Genomic DNA, 15,857 nt, shown 5'->3' on the forward strand with positions numbered 1-15,857 from the left:
GGCCTCTCCGGGACAGCCTAGAAGTTGCCGCGCTTGGCCTGCTCGCGCTCGATGGCCTCGAACAGCGCCTGGAAGTTGCCCTTGCCGAAGCCCAGCGAGCCGTGGCGCTCGATGAGTTCGAAGAACACGGTCGGACGGTCGCCGATCGGCTTGGTGAAGATCTGCAGCAGGTAGCCGTCCTCGTCGCGGTCGACCAGGATGCCGCGGGAGGCCAACTCCTCGACGGGCACCCGGACCTCGCCGATCCGGGCGCGCAGGGCGGGGTCGGTGTAGTAGCTCTCCGGGGTGTCCAGGAACTCCACGCCCTTGGAGCGCAGCACGTCCACCGTGGTGATGATGTCGTTGGTGGCGAGCGCCAGGTGCTGGACGCCGGGGGACCGGTAGAAGTCCAGGTACTCGTCGATCTGCGAGCGCTTCTTCGCCACGGCCGGCTCGTTGAGCGGGAACTTGACCCGGTGGTTGCCGTTGGCCACCACCTTGCTCATCAGCGCCGAGTACTCGGTGGCGATGTCGTCGCCGACGAACTCGGCCATGTTGGTGAAGCCCATGACGCGGTTGTAGAACCCCACCCACTCGTCCATGCGCCCGAGTTCGACGTTGCCCACCACGTGGTCCAGGGCCTGGAACAGGCGCTTGGGCTCGCCGGCCGGCTTGACCCAGCCGCCGCCGCGGGCGACGTACCCCGGCAGGTAGGGGCCGCGGTAGCCGGAGCGGTCCACCAGGGAGTGCCGGGTCTCGCCGTAGGTGGCGATGGCGGCCATGCGCACGGTGCCGTGCTCGTCGCTCAGGTCGTGCGGCTCGACCAGGACGGTCGCACCCGCGGCGCGGGCGTGGTCGATGCACTTGTCCACGTCCGGGACCTCGAGGGCGATGTCGATCACGCCGTCGCCGTGGCGGCGGTGGTGGTCCAGCAGCTCGCTGTCCGGGTCGACGCCGCCCTTGAGGACGAAGCGGGCCGCGCCCGAGCGCAGCACGTAGGCGTGGTGGTCGCGGTTGCCGGTGGTGGGACCGGAGTAGGCGACGAGCTCCATGCCGAAGACGGCCTGGAAGAAGAGCGAGGCCTGGGTGGCGTTGCCGACCGACCAGACCACGGCGTCCCAGCCGGTCACCGGGAAGGGGTCCCGCTCGCCGTCGTACTCCACGAGCCCGACCAGCTGCCGGAGCTGCTGGAGATCCAGCTCGGCGAGGCGTTCCTGGCTGGTCAGCGTGTCCTGAACCGTCATGCTGCGTCCTCCTTGACTGAGCACCTGCGGCGTTCGACGCAGAGGACACCCCACCATCACCGTGGTGTGCAACTGTCCCGTCACGTGCTGTTCACTCTGCTCAATGTGCGCAGCGCGGCGAGCGGAAAGCTGGACAGGTTGTCCAGTGAACGCGGTCAGGTCCCGGTCACTCGCCCCGCTGCCCGATCGCCTGGCTCAGCTGGTGGGCGGCCTCCAGCAGCAGCCGGCCGTACTCGTCCTGGCGTTCGCCGGTGAAACGCTGCTCCACACCGGTCAGGCTCAGCGCCCACCCCGGTTGGTCGCGCGAGTCGAAGACCGCCGCGCCCATCCCCCAGCTGCCCTCGACGATGTGGCCCGCGTTGAGGGCCCAGCCGCGCCGGCGCGTGTCGGCGATGCGGGAGCGGAGCCGGTCCTGGGCGTGCGCCGAGCCGAACTCGTGGGTCAGCTCGACGCGCGACAGGAAGAGGTCCATGTCCCGCTCCGGCAGGTGCGCCAGGATCGCGAGGCCCGCGGAGGCGACGCCGAGCGGCAGCCGCAGCCCCTCGTAGAGCACGTGGGAGCGGATCGGGAAACTGCCGTCCTCGCGGATGAGGCAGACCGTCTCGTCGCCCCGCCTGGCTGAGAAGAACGCGCTCTCGCCGGTGCGGCGGGCCAGCTGCTGCACGAACGGCCGGGCACAGCGGGTCACGTCGTAGCGTTCCGCCGCCGTCCTGCCGAGCAGGTACAGCTCGGCCCCGAGCACCCAGTTCGCAGACCCGGGGAGGCGTTCGACCAGTCCCTCGCGCTCCAGCCCGACCAGCAGGCGGTGCACCGTGGGCCGCGGCAGCCCGGTGTCGGCGGCGACCCGGGTGGTCGTCGCCCCGCCCGGCTCACGGCCCGAGAGGACCCGCAACACGGCGGCACAGCGCCCCAGGACGTCCAACGGAGTGTTCACTGGATGAACGATAGGCCAGCCGCGTGTTCATCGTGCGACTGAAAACGGGCCGATCGCCGCTCGGTGGTTGACCGCCCTGACCGCGCTGCCTTGAATCACCGCGTGGACAAGACAGTGGAGACGGCGGCAGACGCCGTAGCGGACATCCCCTCGGGCGCGACGCTCGCCGTGGGCGGGTTCGGGTTGTGCGGCATCCCGGCGGTACTGATCCAGGCCCTGCTCGAACACGGCGCCGCGGACCTCGCCGTCGTGTCGAACAACTGCGGCACGGACGACTGGGGACTCGGGCCGCTGCTGCACGGGCGGCGGGTGCGCCGGGTGACGGGGTCCTACGTGGGGGAGAACAAGGAGTTCGCCCGCCAGTACCTGGGGGGTGAACTCGAGGTCGAGCTCACGCCGCAGGGCACGCTCGCCGAGCGGATGCGCGCCGGCGGGTCGGGGATCCCGGCCTTCTACACCGCCACCGGCGTCGGCACGCAGGTCGCCGACGGGGGACTCCCGTGGAAGTACGACGCCGAGGGCCGGGTGGCCCTCGCCTCGCCCGCCAAGGAGGTCCGCTCCTTCGACGGCCGGGACTACGTCCTGGAGGAGTCGCTGGTCGCGGACTTCGGTCTGGTGCGCGCCTGGAAGGGGGACCGGCACGGCAACCTCGTCTTCCGGGCCTCCGCGCGGAACTTCAACCCGCTGGCCGCGATGTGCAGCCGGATCACGATCGCCGAGGTGGAGGAACTGGTGGAGCCGGGCGAACTCGACCCCGACCTGATCCACACCCCGGGGATCCACGTACAGCGCGTGCTGGCGCTCACCGAGGAGCAGGCGGCGCAGAAGCAGATCGAGAAGAGGACCGTACGGTGAGCTGGACCCGCGAAGAGATGGCCGCCCGGGCGGCCGCGGAGCTGACCGGCGGCAGCTACGTCAACCTCGGCATCGGCCTGCCGACGCTCGTCCCCAACTACGTGCCCGAGGGCCTGGAGCTGGTGCTGCACTCGGAGAACGGCATCCTCGGGGTGGGCCCCTACCCCTCGCCCGAGGAGGTCGACCCGGACCTGGTCAACGCCGGCAAGGAGACGGTGACCGTCAACCGCGGCGCGTCCTACTTCGATTCGGCCGCCTCCTTCGGCATGATCCGCGGCGGCAAGATCGACGTGGCGATCCTGGGGGCGATGCAGGTCTCCGTCCGCGGCGACATCGCCAACTGGATGATCCCCGGGAAGATGGTCAAGGGGATGGGCGGCGCGATGGACCTGGTCCACGGGGCCAAGCGGGTCATCGTCCTGATGGAGCACGTGGCCAGGGACGGCGCGCACAAGATCGTGGACGAGTGCTCGCTGCCGCACACCGGCCGGGGCGTGGTCCAGCGCATCATCACCGACCTGGGCGTGATCGACGTGGTGGACCCGGGCACCGGGCGGAGCGCGGCCGCGGGCACGGCCGGGGAGCGGATCCTCAAGCTGGTCGAGCTCGCACCCGGCGTCAGCGAGCACGAGATCCGCGAGAGGACCGGGCCCGAACTGCACTGACCGGGGGCCGCGGGCCCGGCTGCTCACCGGCCGGCCAACGGGGGAGTGCGTTTGGCGGCGCGGCTGACGATGGCCGTCTCGACGTGGGTGATGCCCAGGCCGACCAGGTCCCGGGAGAGGAAGCCGTAGAGCGCGGCCAGGTCCGGGAAGTACGCGGCCGCGTGCAGGTTCGAGGGTCCCGAGGTGGCGAACGCGCCGTGTACCGCCGGGTGGTCGGCCAGCGCCTTTCCGGTGGCGGCCAGTTGGTCGGGGGGCACGTGCAGCAGGAGTTTGGCCTCGATGAGCAGCCCGAGGTGGCGCGGATCGACCAGGACCTGGGTGACCAGACGTCCCTGGGCGGCCAGTTGGGACAGGCGGCGGCGGACCGTGCTCTCCGGGTGACCGGTGCGCGCGGCCAGGGCCGTCGAGGTCAGCCGCGCGTCGTCGGTGAGGGCGTCGATGAGGGACTGCTCCAGGGCGTCGGTGTCGACGCCGTACGGGCCCGGTGAAGCGGCGGCGGTCACCTCGGGGAGCGGCGGGGCCGGGCTCAGTGCCGCGCGTTCGGGCGCGGTCAGCACGTGGTGACGCCACTCGGAGGTGAGCCGGAAGACGTGCAGGATCGTGGCGCTCTCCAGGGACGTCACCGCCTGGGTGGAGGGCAGTTGGCGGAAGACCAGCGGGTCGCGTGAACCCGGCTCGGTGCGGGCGACCGCGAAGATCTCGTCACCCGAGGTGGTGACGTCGATGAACGGGATGTCCTCGCGCGCCGCGAGCGCGGCCACGATCGTGTCGAGCTTGCCCCGCAGGACCCGGATGCGCAGGAACAGGGCCCCGGCCGAGCCGCCGCCCCGCGGCCGGGCGACCGGTGAGATCACCACCCGCACGGTGCCGTCGGCGCCGAGCGCGTGCAGGCGGCGGCGCACGGTGGCGGGGCTGAGCCCCAGCACCTGGGCGGCCCGTTCCGCGGTGAGGCGGCCGTCCCACTGCAGCGCGGCCACCAGCCGCTGATCGGTGGGGCTCAGTACGGAATTCGCCGATGCTCGCGCCATGAGGGCAAGTTTCGCCCATTCCGCGCTCCCACGGACCCCGTTGCGGGGACCTCGCCACCAGCATGGAGATCAGCCGCTTTGAGCCGGCGGTGCGACGACGCCGCGGGCTCGCGGCTTCCCAGCACCCCCGCAACGAACGATCCACCACGGAGGTCCAGGTGCCCGCGATCAGGCAACGGGAGAAGACACGCTTCGTCAGCAGCGGCACCTCGTGTGCGGCCTGGCACTATCCGGGATCCAACGGCGGCTGCGTGATCATGGCCGGCGGAACCTCGGTGACCAAGGAACCGGCCTCGGACCTGTTCGCCGCACGGTTCCACGCCGCCGGTTTCTCGGTCCTGGCCTTCGACCACCGACGGTTCGGCGAGAGCGGGGGAACGCCGCGCCAGATCGTGCGCTTCGACGAGCAGGTCGCCGACTGGCACGCCGCGGTCGACTACGCGGCCACCCTGCCCGACGTCGACCCGGACCGGATCGCCCTGTGGGGCTTCTCGCTCGCGGGCGGGCACGTCTTCCGGGTCGCGGCCGACCACCCGCGACCGGCCTGCGCGATCGCCCAGACCCCGCTGGTCGACGGCCGCGCGGTCGCTCCGCACGCGCTGCGCTCCATGACACCGCTCGCGGCACTGGGTCTGTTCGGCCGGGGCATCGCGGACGCGCTCGGGGGTCTGGTCGGACGGCCGCCGCTGCTGGTCCCCACCGCCGGTGTGCGCGGCACGGTCGCCGCGCTCACCACGCCCGACACGATGGACGGCGACCGGGCGCTCGACCCCGACGGTCGTCACACCACCTGGGAGCAGACGGTCGCCGCACGGATCGCCCTGCGGATCGGCGGGTACCGGCCCGGCCGCCACGCCTCCCGGATCCGCTGCCCGCTGCTGGTGGTGGTCTGCGACCAGGACCAGAGCGTGCTCGCCGGCCCCGCCGTGCGGGCGGCCGCCAACGCGCCGGACGCCGAGGTGCTCCACCTGACGGGCCGCCACTACGCCCCGTTCCTGGAGGCGCACGAGCAGGCCGTCGAGGCGCAGCTCGCCTTCCTGCGCCGGCACCTGGTCGACGGCGCCCACCGGTGAGCCGGGGCACCCGCCCGGGCCGTCTGCCCGTTCCACCTGTCCGTTCCACCCGCGAGAGAGGTGTCGTTCATGGCCAGGCTTCTGAAGTGGCTGGTGCTGATCATGGGGATCGTCTGCGCGGCGATCGGCGTCGTGCACTTCGCCCTCGGCATCGACTCGGTACCGGGTGAGGGGTCGGCCGGTGCGACCGTGGACAGTCGGGAGCGCTACTACGGAGCGATCTTCCTCGGGTACGGTCTCGCCTGGATCTGGGCCGCCCGGCAGTCGCCGGTCCCGGCGCGCGTGGTGCGATGGCTCGCCGGCATCTGCCTGCTCGGGGGCCTGGGCCGGATCGCCTCGATCGCGATCCACGGCTGGCCGCAGTGGTTCCAGATCGTCCTGGCGGCCACCGAACTCGCCCTGCCCCCGGTGTACTTCCTGCTGGCGACCGCGGACGAGAAGGCGGCGCCGGGCCGGCCGGGCCGGCCGGCCGACACCGCTGCCGGCGTGGACCGCGCGCACCCCGTGCGGCGCTGAGGGCTGAGTCTGCGGTGAACCGCCCGCCGGTCCTTCGTGGGTTCGCCCACTTCGGGGCGCTACGGCGCGGTGGTGCCGAGCACGGTGCAGACCGCCGCCCGCAGCAGGGCCTGCTCGGCGGCCGCGGGGCCGGGGGCGGCCAGGCCGAAGATGGTGGGGACCAGGACGGTCACGGTGCCCCGGCCCTGGGCGTCGGTGTAGGCCTGGCTGGAGTACCCGGCGGCCTGGCCGTCGTGGCCCCACACCGTGCCGCAGGGGAGGACGGCCCTGCGCAGGCCCAGCCCGTAGCCGTCCCCGGCCGGTTGCCGCGGGTCCTCGGGGACGGTGGTCCGCATCTCGGCGAGCTGGGCGGCGGGCAGCAGCCGGCCGGAGAGCAGGGCCCGGTCGAAGCGGGCCCAGTCGGCGGCGGTGGACACGATGCCGCCCGCCGCCCACAGCGTGCTGTGGTTGATCGCGGTGGTGTCGACCCACGCGCCGCGCGCCGGACCCGCGAAGGAGGTGCCCGCCGGGACCCCGGGCGGCAGGAACGGGGCGAGGTGCGCGGCGTCGGGCTCGTACCCGTGGGCCTGGCGGCGGTCGGCGGCGGGGCCGTCGGCGGGGCCCGTGCGGCGCCTGGGACTGCTGCTCGACCATGACTGCTGCTCCTGGGAGTCGGCGTTCCTTCTCGCTCTCGAAGGCCGGTCTGCTGTCGAGCCGGACCGAGCACACGGGGGCAACTACCCCACTTCAGTGGGGGATTGCCCCCGGGTCCACCCGCTTCGCCGGCGCGCCCCGGACGCCGGACGCCGGACGTCGGTCAGCTCGACTTCTGCCCGTCGAGCGTCTCGCGCAGGATGTCGGCGTGGCCGGCGTGCTGGGCCGTCTCGGCGATGAGGTGCGTCAGCACGCGGCGCACGCTGCGCACCGCCCCCGGCTCGTTCCACGGCGCCTCGGGCAGCGGGTGGGTGGCCGACAGGTCGGGGACGGTGGCGATGATCTCCGCGGTCCGGGCGGCGACCTCCGCGTACCGCGCGACGATCCCGTCGAGGCTCTCGCCGGGCAGCAGCTGGAAGTCCAGCTGGTGGTCGATCGCCCACTGCGGGTACTCGCGGGCGGTGCCCGCCGCGAAGTCCTGCCAGGTCACGCCCTCGGGCAGGTCGTAGCGCATGGCCGAGGGGCCCTCGACGACGAAGCGCAGCCAGGCCTGCTCCATGGACGCGACGTGCTTGACCAGGCCGCCCAGGCACAGCGCGCCGGCCGTCGGGCGCTCGGCCGCCTGCTCGTCGCCGAGCCCGCGCACGGTGGTGAGCAGGGCGGCCCGCGCGGCGGTGAGCTGGTCGAGCAGGTCGGTCCGCTCGGCGTCCAGGGGCGCGGAGGTCACGGGGGTGGTGGGGGTGGTCATCGTTGTCAGGTCCTTCGCGTGGTTCCGGTCGTTCTCGGTCATGGGACGACCTTCGCAGCGGTAGCGGTCAGGCAGTGGCCGCTTCCTGCGGCACCCTGGGACCATGCCGAAGACCTCAGCGCGACTGCTCTCGCTGCTCTCCCTGCTGCAGGTGCGCCGGGACTGGCCGGGGCCGCTGCTGGCCGAGCGCCTCGACGTCAGCCCGCGCACCGTACGCCGCGACGTCGACCGCCTGCGTGAACTCGGCTACCCCGTCGTGGCCTTCAAGGGACCCGAGGGCGGGTACCGGCTCGACGCCGGCACCCGGTTGCCGCCGCTGCTCTTCGACGACGAGCAGGCCGTCGCCCTCGCCGTCGCCCTGCGGATCGCCACCACCACCGGCGCCGGCATCGAGGAGGCCGCGGCCCGCGCGCTGACCACCGTCCGGCAGCTCATGCCCGCCCGGCTGCGCCACCGCGTCGACACCCTCCAGGTCACCGCGGTCCCGCGACCCGCGACCCGGCCGGACCCGCAGGTCGACAGCGGCGTGCTCGCGGCCCTCAGCGCGGCCGTCCACGCCCGCGAGGTGCTGCGTTTCGACTACGCCCCCGCCTCCACCGCTGCTCCGCCCCGCCGGGTGCAGCCCCACCACCTCGTCACCCGCGGCGGACGCTGGTACCTCGTCGCCTGGGACCTCGACCGCGCGGACTGGCGCACCTTCCGCGCCGACCGGATCACCCCGCGCACCCCCACCGGACCGCGCTTCACCCCGCGCGAGGTGCCCGGCGGGAACGTGGCCGCCTTCGTCGCCGGCAGGTTCCGCGGCTCGGAGGGTTCCGACGACTGGCCCTGCCACGGCGAGGTGGTCCTGGACCTGCCCGCCGCCGACGTGTCCCGCCACACCCACGACGGAGTCGTGGAGGAACTCGGCCCGCACCGCTGCCGCCTCGCCCTGGGCTCCTGGTCCTGGCCCGCCCTGGCCGCCGCCGTCGGCAGGTTCGACGCCGACATCGAGGTCATCGGCCCGCCCGAACTGCGGGACGCCTTCGCCCGGTTGGCCCGCCGCTACGCCGCGGCCGCCGGGTCGGGGGATGAGGAGGACTGTCCTCCTCCTGCTCCGGTCCGCCCGGCGCGTAGGACGGGACCGCTGCCTGCCACCGAGAATCGGACGGAGGAGGGGACGCCGTGCGCGAACGGGCGGAGCTCGAGGAATGGGTCGCGTTGATCGACGCGTGCCTCGAGCCCATCGCGAGGAGACCGGTGGACATCACCGATCCCGACTGGTCGCGGCAGCGGAGCGAAGGCCCGCATCCGCTGGACGAGGCGGGGGTGCGCCGGGAGGCCGAGGCGGCGCTGCGGGCCGTGCTCTCCCGGTACGAGGCGGGCCCCGAGGACGTGCGGCACGCCCTGCGCGCGCTCCTGGAACGGTGCCGCTCCTTCCGCTGGGCCACGGCGCTGCCCTTCGAACCAACGCCCCGGGGCTTCCGACAGCGTCTGCTGGAGATGTCGGTCGAGGACCAGGGCCCCGACACGCGGGACATGATGGTCGCCCTGAACCACCTGTGCGGGCAGGCGGGCGATGCCGGTGTCAACATCCGGCCGCTCCTGCGGGAGGTGGCCGAACTCTCCAGTGACGTCGACAAGTACGCGATGGGCTCCACACGGGGCATCCTGCACGCGGCGGCCGACAGGGAGCCCGCCGGGCCGTGGTGAGCGTCGGGTTCGGGATCGGCTGCGGGGCCGGCAGGTGCCGGCCCGCCGGCCGAAGGAGGCCGCCGCCGACCACGAGCAGCCCGCGGGCACCTTCCCTCGGAGCCGAGGGCCGAGCAATCGTAGGAGTACGCGATCGTCCAGAAGTCGCCGGTCGTGAAGGCGGCCGGGACCGGGGCGCCGCTGGTCGACTTGGTGGTGCTCGAGCCGGCGTTGACGGCGATGCCGATGATCACCGCGACGGCGAGGACCCCGGCGTAGCCGAGGCAGCCGGCCCTGCCGCGCTTCGGCTTCTGCGGGACCACAGGCTGCGGTGGCTGCTCGCCCCAGCCGGGCGGCGGCGACTCGTTACCTGTTGGTGCGGAAACGTGATCTCCGTACGCTGCCGGGCGGGCTGCGGCCCGCAGGCCGCGGGTCAGGGGCCGGTGGTCGGGGGCGGGGTGTCGGTGGCGGGGGCCGAGGCGGTGTCGAGGAGTTCGGTCTCGCGGGGGCTCAGGGTGAGGTGGACGGCTGCCAGCAGGTCGGCCAGTTGCCCGGGGGTGCGGGCGCTCGCCAGGGGGGCCAGTACCTGGGGGCGGGCCGCGAGCCAGGCCAGGGCCACGGTGGCGGGCGCCACGCCGCGGTCCGCGGCGATGAGGTCCAGCGCGGCGAGGACCCGGGGGCCCTGGGGGGTGGCCAGGTAGCGGTGGGCGTCGGGGGTGCGCGCTCCCTGGGGGGTGGGCGAGCCGGGGCGGTACTTCCCGCTCAGGAAGCCGGAGGCGAGGCCGTAGTAGGGGATGACGCCGAGCCGGTGGCGGGCTGCCTCGGGTGCCAACTCCCGTTCGTAGTCAGCTCGTTCCACCAGGTTGTAGTGCGGCTGCACGGCCACGTAGCGGGCGAGCGACTCGCGCTCGCTGAAGGCCAGCGACTGCGCCAGGCGGTCCGCGCTGATGTTGGAGGCCGCGATGTGGCGGATCTTTCCCGCGCGGACGAGTTCGTCCAGGGTGGTGATGATCTCCTCCACCGGCGTCGTCGGGTCGTCGCGGTGGGTGTAGTAGAGGTCGATGCAGTCGACGCCCAGGCGCCGCAGGGAGGCGTGCGCGGACTCCCGGATGGCGGCGGGGGAGAGCCCGCGGTCCCAGCCGCCCTTGGTCGCCAGGACCATCCGGTCCCGGTCGCGCCGGGTGGCCAGCCAGCGTCCGATGAGGGTCTCGGACTCGCCGCCGGTGTTGCCCGGGGCCCAGGCGGAGTACACGTCGGCGGTGTCGAGGTGGTTGCCGCCGGCCTCCGCGTAGGCGTCCAGGACGGCCCGGGTCTGCCGCTCGTCGGCCGTCCAGCCGAAGACGTTGCCGCCGAGTGCGAGCGGGTGGATCCGCAGGTCCGAGCCGGGGACGGGGCGGGTCGTGACTGCAGGGGTCACTGCAGCTCCTCTCCTGGGTTCGAAAACCAGATAGCATTGCAATTGCACAGTGTAATTTCACATGTTAGCCTCCTCGGGTTGTCGATCAAGACACGGGGGAGCAGATGGCAGGGCAGCACGGGGGGCAGCATCGGTCGGGTACGGTTCCCGACCGCCGGGCCACGGTCTTTCTGGTCGGCCAGACCGTCTCCGCGACCGGCACGCAGCTGACCAAGTTCGCGTTGCCGCTGATCGCGGTCCTGGGCCTGCACGCGACCCCGGCCCAGGCCGGGATGCTCGCCGCCGCGGCCTGGCTGCCGGGCCTGTTGGCGCCGCTCTACGCGGGCCTGCTGGCGGACCGGCTGCCGCGCCGCCCGCTGATGATGACGCTGGACGCCCTGCGGCTGGTGCTGGTCACGCTGCCCGCGCTGCTCGCCGCGCAGGGCGGGCTGCGGCTCTGGGTCCTGACCCTGCTGGCCGCGCTGGTCGGCCTCTGCTCCAGCGCCTACAGCACGGCGCTCTTCGCCCTGCTGCCCTCGATCGCCACCCCGGAGCAGCTGACGCGGGCCAACGGCTGGCTGGCCTCGGGGGAGTCGGCGGCCGAGATGGCGGGCCCGGCGGTGGGGGCCGTGCTGGTCCGCGTGCTCGCCGCGCCGCTGCTCCTGCTCGGTGACGCGGTGTCCTACCTCGCCTCGCTCGTCACGCTCGCCGCCGTCCGGGTGCGACCCGAGCCCGCGGCCGCGTCGGGGTCCGCAGCCGCAGCCGCAGCCGCAGCCGGGTCCGGGGCCGGGTCCGCGGGGGCGGGGGCGCCGGGCTACCTGGCCTCGATCGCCGCCGGGTTCCGGGTGCTGCCCGGGCTCCCCGCGGTGCTGCTCACCGGAGTCGCCAGTGCCGTGTTCATCGCGTTCGCCGGTGCCTGCGAGGCGCTCAAGCCGGTCTTCGCCCTGCGCGACCTGGGGCTGACCCCCACCCTCTTCGGCATCGCCATGGCCCTGGGCCTCTCCGGCGGGGTGGCCGCGGGGCTGCTCGCCCCGCGGGTCGCCGAACGGGCCGGGCTGCGCCGGACGCTGGTCGGCGGCCTCTTCCTCTCCGGGCTGGCGGAGTTCTTCATCATCTGCGGCGGCGCCCCGGGGACCTGGTACAACGCCCCGCTGGTGTCGGTCGGCGAGTGCGTGGCCGCCTTCGGGGTCACCTCGTACGTCGTGGCCAACGCCTCGCTGCGCCAGTTGCTGATCCCGGCGGACCTGCGGGGACGGGTGTTCGCGGTGTTCGGCTTCCTGAACGGGGCCGCCTACCCGCTCGGCGCCCTGCTCGGCGGCGCGCTGGCCTCGGCCGTCGGGCTGCGGACCGTGCTGGCGCTCGCCGCCACCGGACAGGTCCTGGTCGCGTGCGTGCTGGCCGCCCTGCGGCGCCGGCTGCCCGTCACCCTCGCCGAGGCCGCCCCGGCCGCCGGCGCCGACCCGGAGCCCGTCCCCGCCTGAATCCGGGTCATGCCCGCCCGGCCCGGCCCGGCCCGATCCCGCGTCATCTCGCGAGCCGCCGTGCGCGGCCCATCCCACCGGTCGCCGTGCGCGGCCGCCCCTGAGCTTCCGACCGCGACCGCGGGACGGATCCCACCGGCATTCGGAGAGGAGGTGGACACCGTGGAGGACAACATCAACGACGACATCGTCGAGGTCGAGGAGGTTTCGGCCGGCCTGCCGTAGTGGCGCACCGCGGGCAGGGTCTCGTGCGACGAGGCCCTGCCCGCACCCGTGTCGCGGCCGCGGTCACGGCCGCGACACCCCCCCATCGCCCACCGCCCATCGCCCACCGCCCACCAGCACCCCGCCAGGAGCACCGCCATGGAAAGCCGTCTGGAGTTGGCCGCCCTGCTGGCCGAGGACCTGTTCCGCAGCCCCGAGGTGGACTCGGTCTACCTCGGCGGCAGCCTGACCGCGGGCCTCGGGAACGCCACCAGTGACATCGACATCTTCGTCCTGCTGAGCGGCGAGCGGCCGCCGGCCGACGTCGCCCAACTGCTGGAGCAGGGCGAACGCCTGGACGTCGAGTACCACACGCTCGCCGAGGCGCGGGCCAGGGTCGAGCGGGTGCTGGCGGCCCGGGCCGGCGTCGGGGACCTGAGCGGGTACTGGACCGGCGAGTCCGACCTCGACTTCACGGTCCGGCTGCTGAACTGCCGTCCCGTCAGCCGCTCGCCCGCCTTCGACGCCCTGTTCCGGCAGGTCACCGACGCCGCGGCGCACATCCGCCGGCTGCTGCTCGGTGTCTACAGCGTCTACGCCCAGGCCGTCCTGGAGGACCTGCGCGGCGCCTGGGACGACGGCGACCAGGAGGCGACCGCCCACCTGGGGCAGTCGGCGCTGCTCTACGCCGCCAAGGGCGCCGCGGCGGCGGCCGGGCAGTGCTACCTCGGGACCAAGTGGGTCTTCCGCCAACTGCGCCAGGGCTACGGCGACCAGTCCCCGCACCGGGACCTGCGGTTCGGCGCGCCGGACGGCACGCCGCTGGGCGAGGCCGACGTCAGCGCGCTGACCGGCCGGGTGCAGGAGCTGCTGACGCAGAGCCAGTTGATCGGCTGGCACGGGCCGGCCGACCGCTGGCACCGGCCCACGGCGGGGACCGGCACGCTGGTGCGCAACCCCGACTTCATGCCCTTCCGGATCCCGGAGGGGGTCCTGCTGAGTCACGAGCGGGTCCGCCAGCTGGTGGTGAAGCCGCAGGTCGCCGCGGTGTGGTGGCTCTCGCACGGCCTCGCGCCCGCCGAGGTCGCCGCCACGTTGCCGGCGCTGGCGGCGCGGCTGCCGGAGGTGGCGGGCATGGGCCCGGAGCGGGTCGGGTCGGTGGTGGCGGCGCTGGTGCGCCAGGGGCTGCTGCTGGAGTCGGGGGAGCCGGGAGCGGACGCGTGACGCCCGGCACCGCGGACCTGGAGCGGCTGGCCCGTGACGTGCTGGCCGCCTGCGCCGACGGGGCGGGTCCGGTCCAGGTCTTCGCGGAGGAGACGGTGGCGCTGCGGGTGCGCTGCGCGCAGGGGGAGCGGGTCGAGACGGTCCTGGAGAGCACGGCGGGGGTCGGGGTGGCGACCGGCACGGGTGCCGAGCGCCGCTACGCCTTCGCCCCGCTGGACCGGCTGGACGCCCTGCTGCCCGCGGGCCGTCCCGTCCCGGCGCTGCCGGGGGCCGGCCGCGGTGCGGACCCGGGCACGGACCCGAGCGTGGACCCCGGCGCGGACCCGGGCGCCGATCTGGAGCGGTGGGCGCTGCTGACGGCCGGGGCCGAGGCCTGGCGGCAGGATCCGGAGCTGCGGCGGGCGGGCGGGCGGATCTGGTCCGACGAGGAGTTCAGCCGCTCCCGGCGCGCGGTCGTGGACAGCGACGGGACCGCCGGCGGCGCGGTGCGCGAACGGGTGCGCAAGCGGTGCTGGTACCGCCAGGACGGGGACGGGCGGGACGGGGTCGGGCGGGTCACCGGCGCCTCGCGCTGGTCCGGCGGGCCCGGCGGGTCCGCGGGCCCGGACGCTCTGGACCCCGCCGAGCGGGCGGACCGGCTGGCCCGGGCCGCGTACGCGCAGGCCCGCGCCCTGGCCGCCGCCCGGCCGCACCCGGCCGCCACCACCCCGGTCGTGCTGGCCGCCGGGGTGTCCGGCGCCTTCCTGCACGAGCTGGTCGGCCACGCCCTGGAGGCCGACCACCTCGGCCGGCCCGGTGCGGCCTTCGTGGCGCAGCCGGGCCGCCGGATCGCCACGGCCGCGCTGACCGTGCTCGACGACCCGAACCCGCCCCAGGGGCACGGCAGTCTGAGCGTGGACGACGAGGGGCGGCCCGCCCCGGTGCTGCGGCTGGTCGAGGAGGGCCGGGTCGTGGGCCGGATCGGGTCGGGCGCCCACCCGAGCCCGTTCGGGGACCACGCCGCCGGGCGGGGCCGGCGCCAGTCCTACCGCTTCCCCGCGCTGCCGCGGGCCTGCAACACCGTGGTGCTCCCGGGGCGGACGCCCGCGGCCGAGCTGCTGGAGCCGGGCGTGCTGCTGGTCCGCGCCCTGGGCGGCGGCGAAGTCGACCTGCGGGGCGGCGAGTTCACCTTCGTGGCCACCGAGGCCTACCGGGTGGGCCCGCGCGGCGAACTCGACCCGGTCCGCGACGTGCACCTGGCGGGCTCGGTCACCGCGACGCTGGACCGGCTCGTGGCGGTGGGCGACGACCCGGCCTGGGACAACATCAGCTGCGGCAAGCAGGGGCAGTGGCTGGGCATCGGCCTGCACGCGCCCAGCCTGCGCTTCGAGGACCTGCGGTGGGAGTCGACGTGACCGGTGCGGTGAGTGCAGCGGGCAGGACCAGTACGACGAGTACGACGAGTACGACGGGTGCGGCGGACCTGCTCGATACGGTCGGCGCGTGGGCCGCCGGGGTGGCCGGGGCGGCTGCGGCGGGTGGCGGAGGGGCGGAGCTGGCCGTCCAGGTGGAGGCCACCCTCACGTCCGGCACCGCGCTGGGCGCCGCGGCGCCCGGACCGGCGCTGCCCGCCCTGCCCGCCGTGCCCGGGCCCGGCACCGGCGCCTGGCGCACCCGCGCGGTGCTCCGGGCGCTGGCGGACGGCCGGGTCGCCCACGGGGTCGGCGACAGCGGCAGCGGGGACCGGCTGGCCCGGAGCGCCGCCGAACTGGTGCGCTGCGCCCGGGCGTTCGGGCGGGCGGCCGGGCCGGCCGACGGGGGTACGCCGCCCATCGGGAACACCGAGGACGCGGATGCGGCCCTGCTCGGGGGCGACGACCGGCACGCCGCCGAGCTGATCGGCCGGTTCGCCGCCCGGATCGCCGAGTCCGAACCGTCCGGGACCCGGTTGATCCGCACCCTCACGCTGCTCGCCCACCACACCGGTGCCGGCGCCGCCGCCGGCCACCTGGCGACCCAACTGCACCTGAAGGCCCGCTGGGCTCCGGCCGGCGGCCCCCCGTTCACCCTGGTCGCCAGTGGCAGTGGCCTGGCCGACCTGGCGGCCGCGGACCTGGGCGCGGAGGCGCGGCTGAGGCTCCGGGCGCCGGTGGCTCCCGAGCCCGGCCTGGCCCCGGCGCCCAAGCAGGTGCTGCTCTGCCCCGGCGCCACCGCCGCGCTGGCGGCC

Annotated in this window: 15 protein-coding genes and 1 pseudogene; 10 read left to right on the top strand and 6 right to left on the bottom strand. The window is 74.7% G+C overall.

Annotated elements, in window-relative coordinates:
• Positions 1 to 17: 17 nt before the first annotated feature.
• Together hppD and ABD323_RS18735 are read right to left on the bottom strand one after the other, a co-directional pair.
• Complete coding sequence (hppD, locus tag ABD323_RS18730; RefSeq protein ID WP_344442838.1) at positions 18 to 1,223, bottom strand: 4-hydroxyphenylpyruvate dioxygenase; 1,206 nt, start codon at positions 1,221 to 1,223, stop codon at positions 18 to 20.
• Between the two features lie 166 nt (positions 1,224 to 1,389).
• Positions 1,390 to 2,157: an IclR family transcriptional regulator gene (locus ABD323_RS18735; RefSeq protein WP_344442839.1), complete on the bottom strand. Its 768-nt coding sequence runs from the start codon at positions 2,155 to 2,157 to the stop codon at positions 1,390 to 1,392.
• A 102-nt stretch (positions 2,158 to 2,259) separates the two neighbouring features.
• Between ABD323_RS18735 and ABD323_RS18740 the strand changes: the two genes are divergently transcribed.
• Both ABD323_RS18740 and ABD323_RS18745 read left to right on the top strand, forming a co-directional pair.
• Positions 2,260 to 3,012 (top strand): CoA transferase subunit A, encoded by a 753-nt coding sequence (locus ABD323_RS18740; RefSeq protein WP_344442840.1) that lies wholly within the window; start codon positions 2,260 to 2,262, stop codon positions 3,010 to 3,012.
• Complete coding sequence (locus ABD323_RS18745; RefSeq protein ID WP_344442841.1) at positions 3,009 to 3,677, top strand: 3-oxoacid CoA-transferase subunit B; 669 nt, start codon at positions 3,009 to 3,011, stop codon at positions 3,675 to 3,677. The genes ABD323_RS18740 and ABD323_RS18745 overlap by 4 nt, the downstream gene beginning before the upstream one ends.
• A 23-nt stretch (positions 3,678 to 3,700) precedes the next feature.
• Here the strand turns inward: ABD323_RS18745 and ABD323_RS18750 are convergent, their stop codons facing one another.
• On the bottom strand, positions 3,701 to 4,705 hold the full coding sequence (locus tag ABD323_RS18750) for an Lrp/AsnC family transcriptional regulator (RefSeq protein ID WP_344442842.1): 1,005 nt from the start codon (positions 4,703 to 4,705) through the stop codon (positions 3,701 to 3,703).
• 158 nt (positions 4,706 to 4,863) lie between these two features.
• On the opposite strand from ABD323_RS18750, the gene ABD323_RS18755 reads away from it, so the two are divergent.
• The gene (locus ABD323_RS18755; RefSeq protein WP_344442843.1) at positions 4,864 to 5,778 is read left to right on the top strand and encodes an alpha/beta hydrolase; all 915 of its coding nucleotides are present in this window, start codon (positions 4,864 to 4,866) and stop codon (positions 5,776 to 5,778) included.
• A gap of 69 nt (positions 5,779 to 5,847) precedes the next feature.
• Positions 5,848 to 6,294 (top strand): DUF4345 domain-containing protein, encoded by a 447-nt coding sequence (locus tag ABD323_RS18760; protein WP_344442844.1) that lies wholly within the window; start codon positions 5,848 to 5,850, stop codon positions 6,292 to 6,294.
• A gap of 59 nt (positions 6,295 to 6,353) precedes the next feature.
• Here the strand turns inward: ABD323_RS18760 and ABD323_RS18765 are convergent, their stop codons facing one another.
• Complete coding sequence (locus tag ABD323_RS18765; protein WP_344442845.1) at positions 6,354 to 7,010, bottom strand: serine hydrolase; 657 nt, start codon at positions 7,008 to 7,010, stop codon at positions 6,354 to 6,356.
• Positions 7,011 to 7,090: 80 nt separating this feature from the next.
• A complete protein-coding gene (locus ABD323_RS18770; protein ID WP_344442856.1) occupies positions 7,091 to 7,675 on the bottom strand; it encodes a DinB family protein in 585 nt (194 codons plus the stop codon).
• Positions 7,676 to 7,778: 103 nt separating this feature from the next.
• Here ABD323_RS18770 and ABD323_RS18775 point away from each other — a divergent pair, with 103 nt between their 5' ends.
• Both ABD323_RS18775 and ABD323_RS18780 read left to right on the top strand, forming a co-directional pair.
• Positions 7,779 to 8,879: a helix-turn-helix transcriptional regulator gene (locus tag ABD323_RS18775; protein WP_344442846.1), complete on the top strand. Its 1,101-nt coding sequence runs from the start codon at positions 7,779 to 7,781 to the stop codon at positions 8,877 to 8,879.
• A gap of 35 nt (positions 8,880 to 8,914) precedes the next feature.
• Positions 8,915 to 9,367, top strand: a complete 453-nt coding sequence (locus ABD323_RS18780) for a hypothetical protein (RefSeq protein ID WP_344442847.1) — start codon at positions 8,915 to 8,917, stop codon at positions 9,365 to 9,367.
• Between the two features lie 412 nt (positions 9,368 to 9,779).
• On the opposite strand, the gene ABD323_RS18785 is transcribed toward ABD323_RS18780, so the two are convergent.
• Positions 9,780 to 10,763, bottom strand: a complete 984-nt coding sequence (locus ABD323_RS18785; RefSeq protein WP_344442848.1) for an aldo/keto reductase — start codon at positions 10,761 to 10,763, stop codon at positions 9,780 to 9,782.
• Between the two features lie 104 nt (positions 10,764 to 10,867).
• Between ABD323_RS18785 and ABD323_RS18790 the strand changes: the two genes are divergently transcribed.
• The 4 genes and pseudogenes from ABD323_RS18790 to ABD323_RS18805 all read left to right on the top strand — a co-directional run.
• Entirely contained in the window at positions 10,868 to 12,223 is a 1,356-nt protein-coding gene (locus ABD323_RS18790) for an MFS transporter (protein ID WP_344442849.1), read from the top strand.
• 363 nt (positions 12,224 to 12,586) lie between these two features.
• Positions 12,587 to 13,651 carry a nucleotidyltransferase domain-containing protein gene (locus ABD323_RS18795; RefSeq protein ID WP_344442850.1) on the top strand — a complete coding sequence of 355 codons (1,065 nt, stop codon included), beginning with the start codon at positions 12,587 to 12,589 and terminating at the stop codon, positions 13,649 to 13,651.
• Positions 13,648 to 15,045 carry a TldD/PmbA family protein gene (locus ABD323_RS18800; protein WP_344442851.1) on the top strand — a complete coding sequence of 466 codons (1,398 nt, stop codon included), beginning with the start codon at positions 13,648 to 13,650 and terminating at the stop codon, positions 15,043 to 15,045. The genes ABD323_RS18795 and ABD323_RS18800 overlap by 4 nt, the downstream gene beginning before the upstream one ends.
• Positions 15,030 to 15,857: pseudogene (locus tag ABD323_RS18805) on the top strand (hypothetical protein); the annotation flags it as partial. The gene ABD323_RS18800 and the pseudogene ABD323_RS18805, both read left to right, overlap by 16 nt.

Origin of the sequence: Kitasatospora nipponensis (assembly GCF_039528135.1) — a bacterium.
In the GTDB taxonomy this organism is placed as follows: Bacteria; Actinomycetota; Actinomycetes; order Streptomycetales; family Streptomycetaceae; genus Kitasatospora; species Kitasatospora nipponensis.

What these genes read in the sequence shown, in the direction of transcription:
- hppD (WP_344442838.1), bottom strand. Translation starts at nt 1,223, where the DNA reads ATGACGGTTCAGGACACGCTGACCAGCCAGGAACGCCTCGCCGAGCTG.
- ABD323_RS18750 (WP_344442842.1), bottom strand. Translation starts at nt 4,705, where the DNA reads ATGGCGCGAGCATCGGCGAATTCCGTACTGAGCCCCACCGATCAGCGG.
- ABD323_RS18760 (WP_344442844.1), top strand. Translation starts at nt 5,848, where the DNA reads ATGGCCAGGCTTCTGAAGTGGCTGGTGCTGATCATGGGGATCGTCTGC.
- ABD323_RS18770 (WP_344442856.1), bottom strand. Translation starts at nt 7,675, where the DNA reads ATGACCACCCCCACCACCCCCGTGACCTCCGCGCCCCTGGACGCCGAG.
- ABD323_RS18775 (WP_344442846.1), top strand. Translation starts at nt 7,779, where the DNA reads ATGCCGAAGACCTCAGCGCGACTGCTCTCGCTGCTCTCCCTGCTGCAG.
- ABD323_RS18790 (WP_344442849.1), top strand. Translation starts at nt 10,868, where the DNA reads ATGGCAGGGCAGCACGGGGGGCAGCATCGGTCGGGTACGGTTCCCGAC.
- ABD323_RS18795 (WP_344442850.1), top strand. Translation starts at nt 12,587, where the DNA reads ATGGAAAGCCGTCTGGAGTTGGCCGCCCTGCTGGCCGAGGACCTGTTC.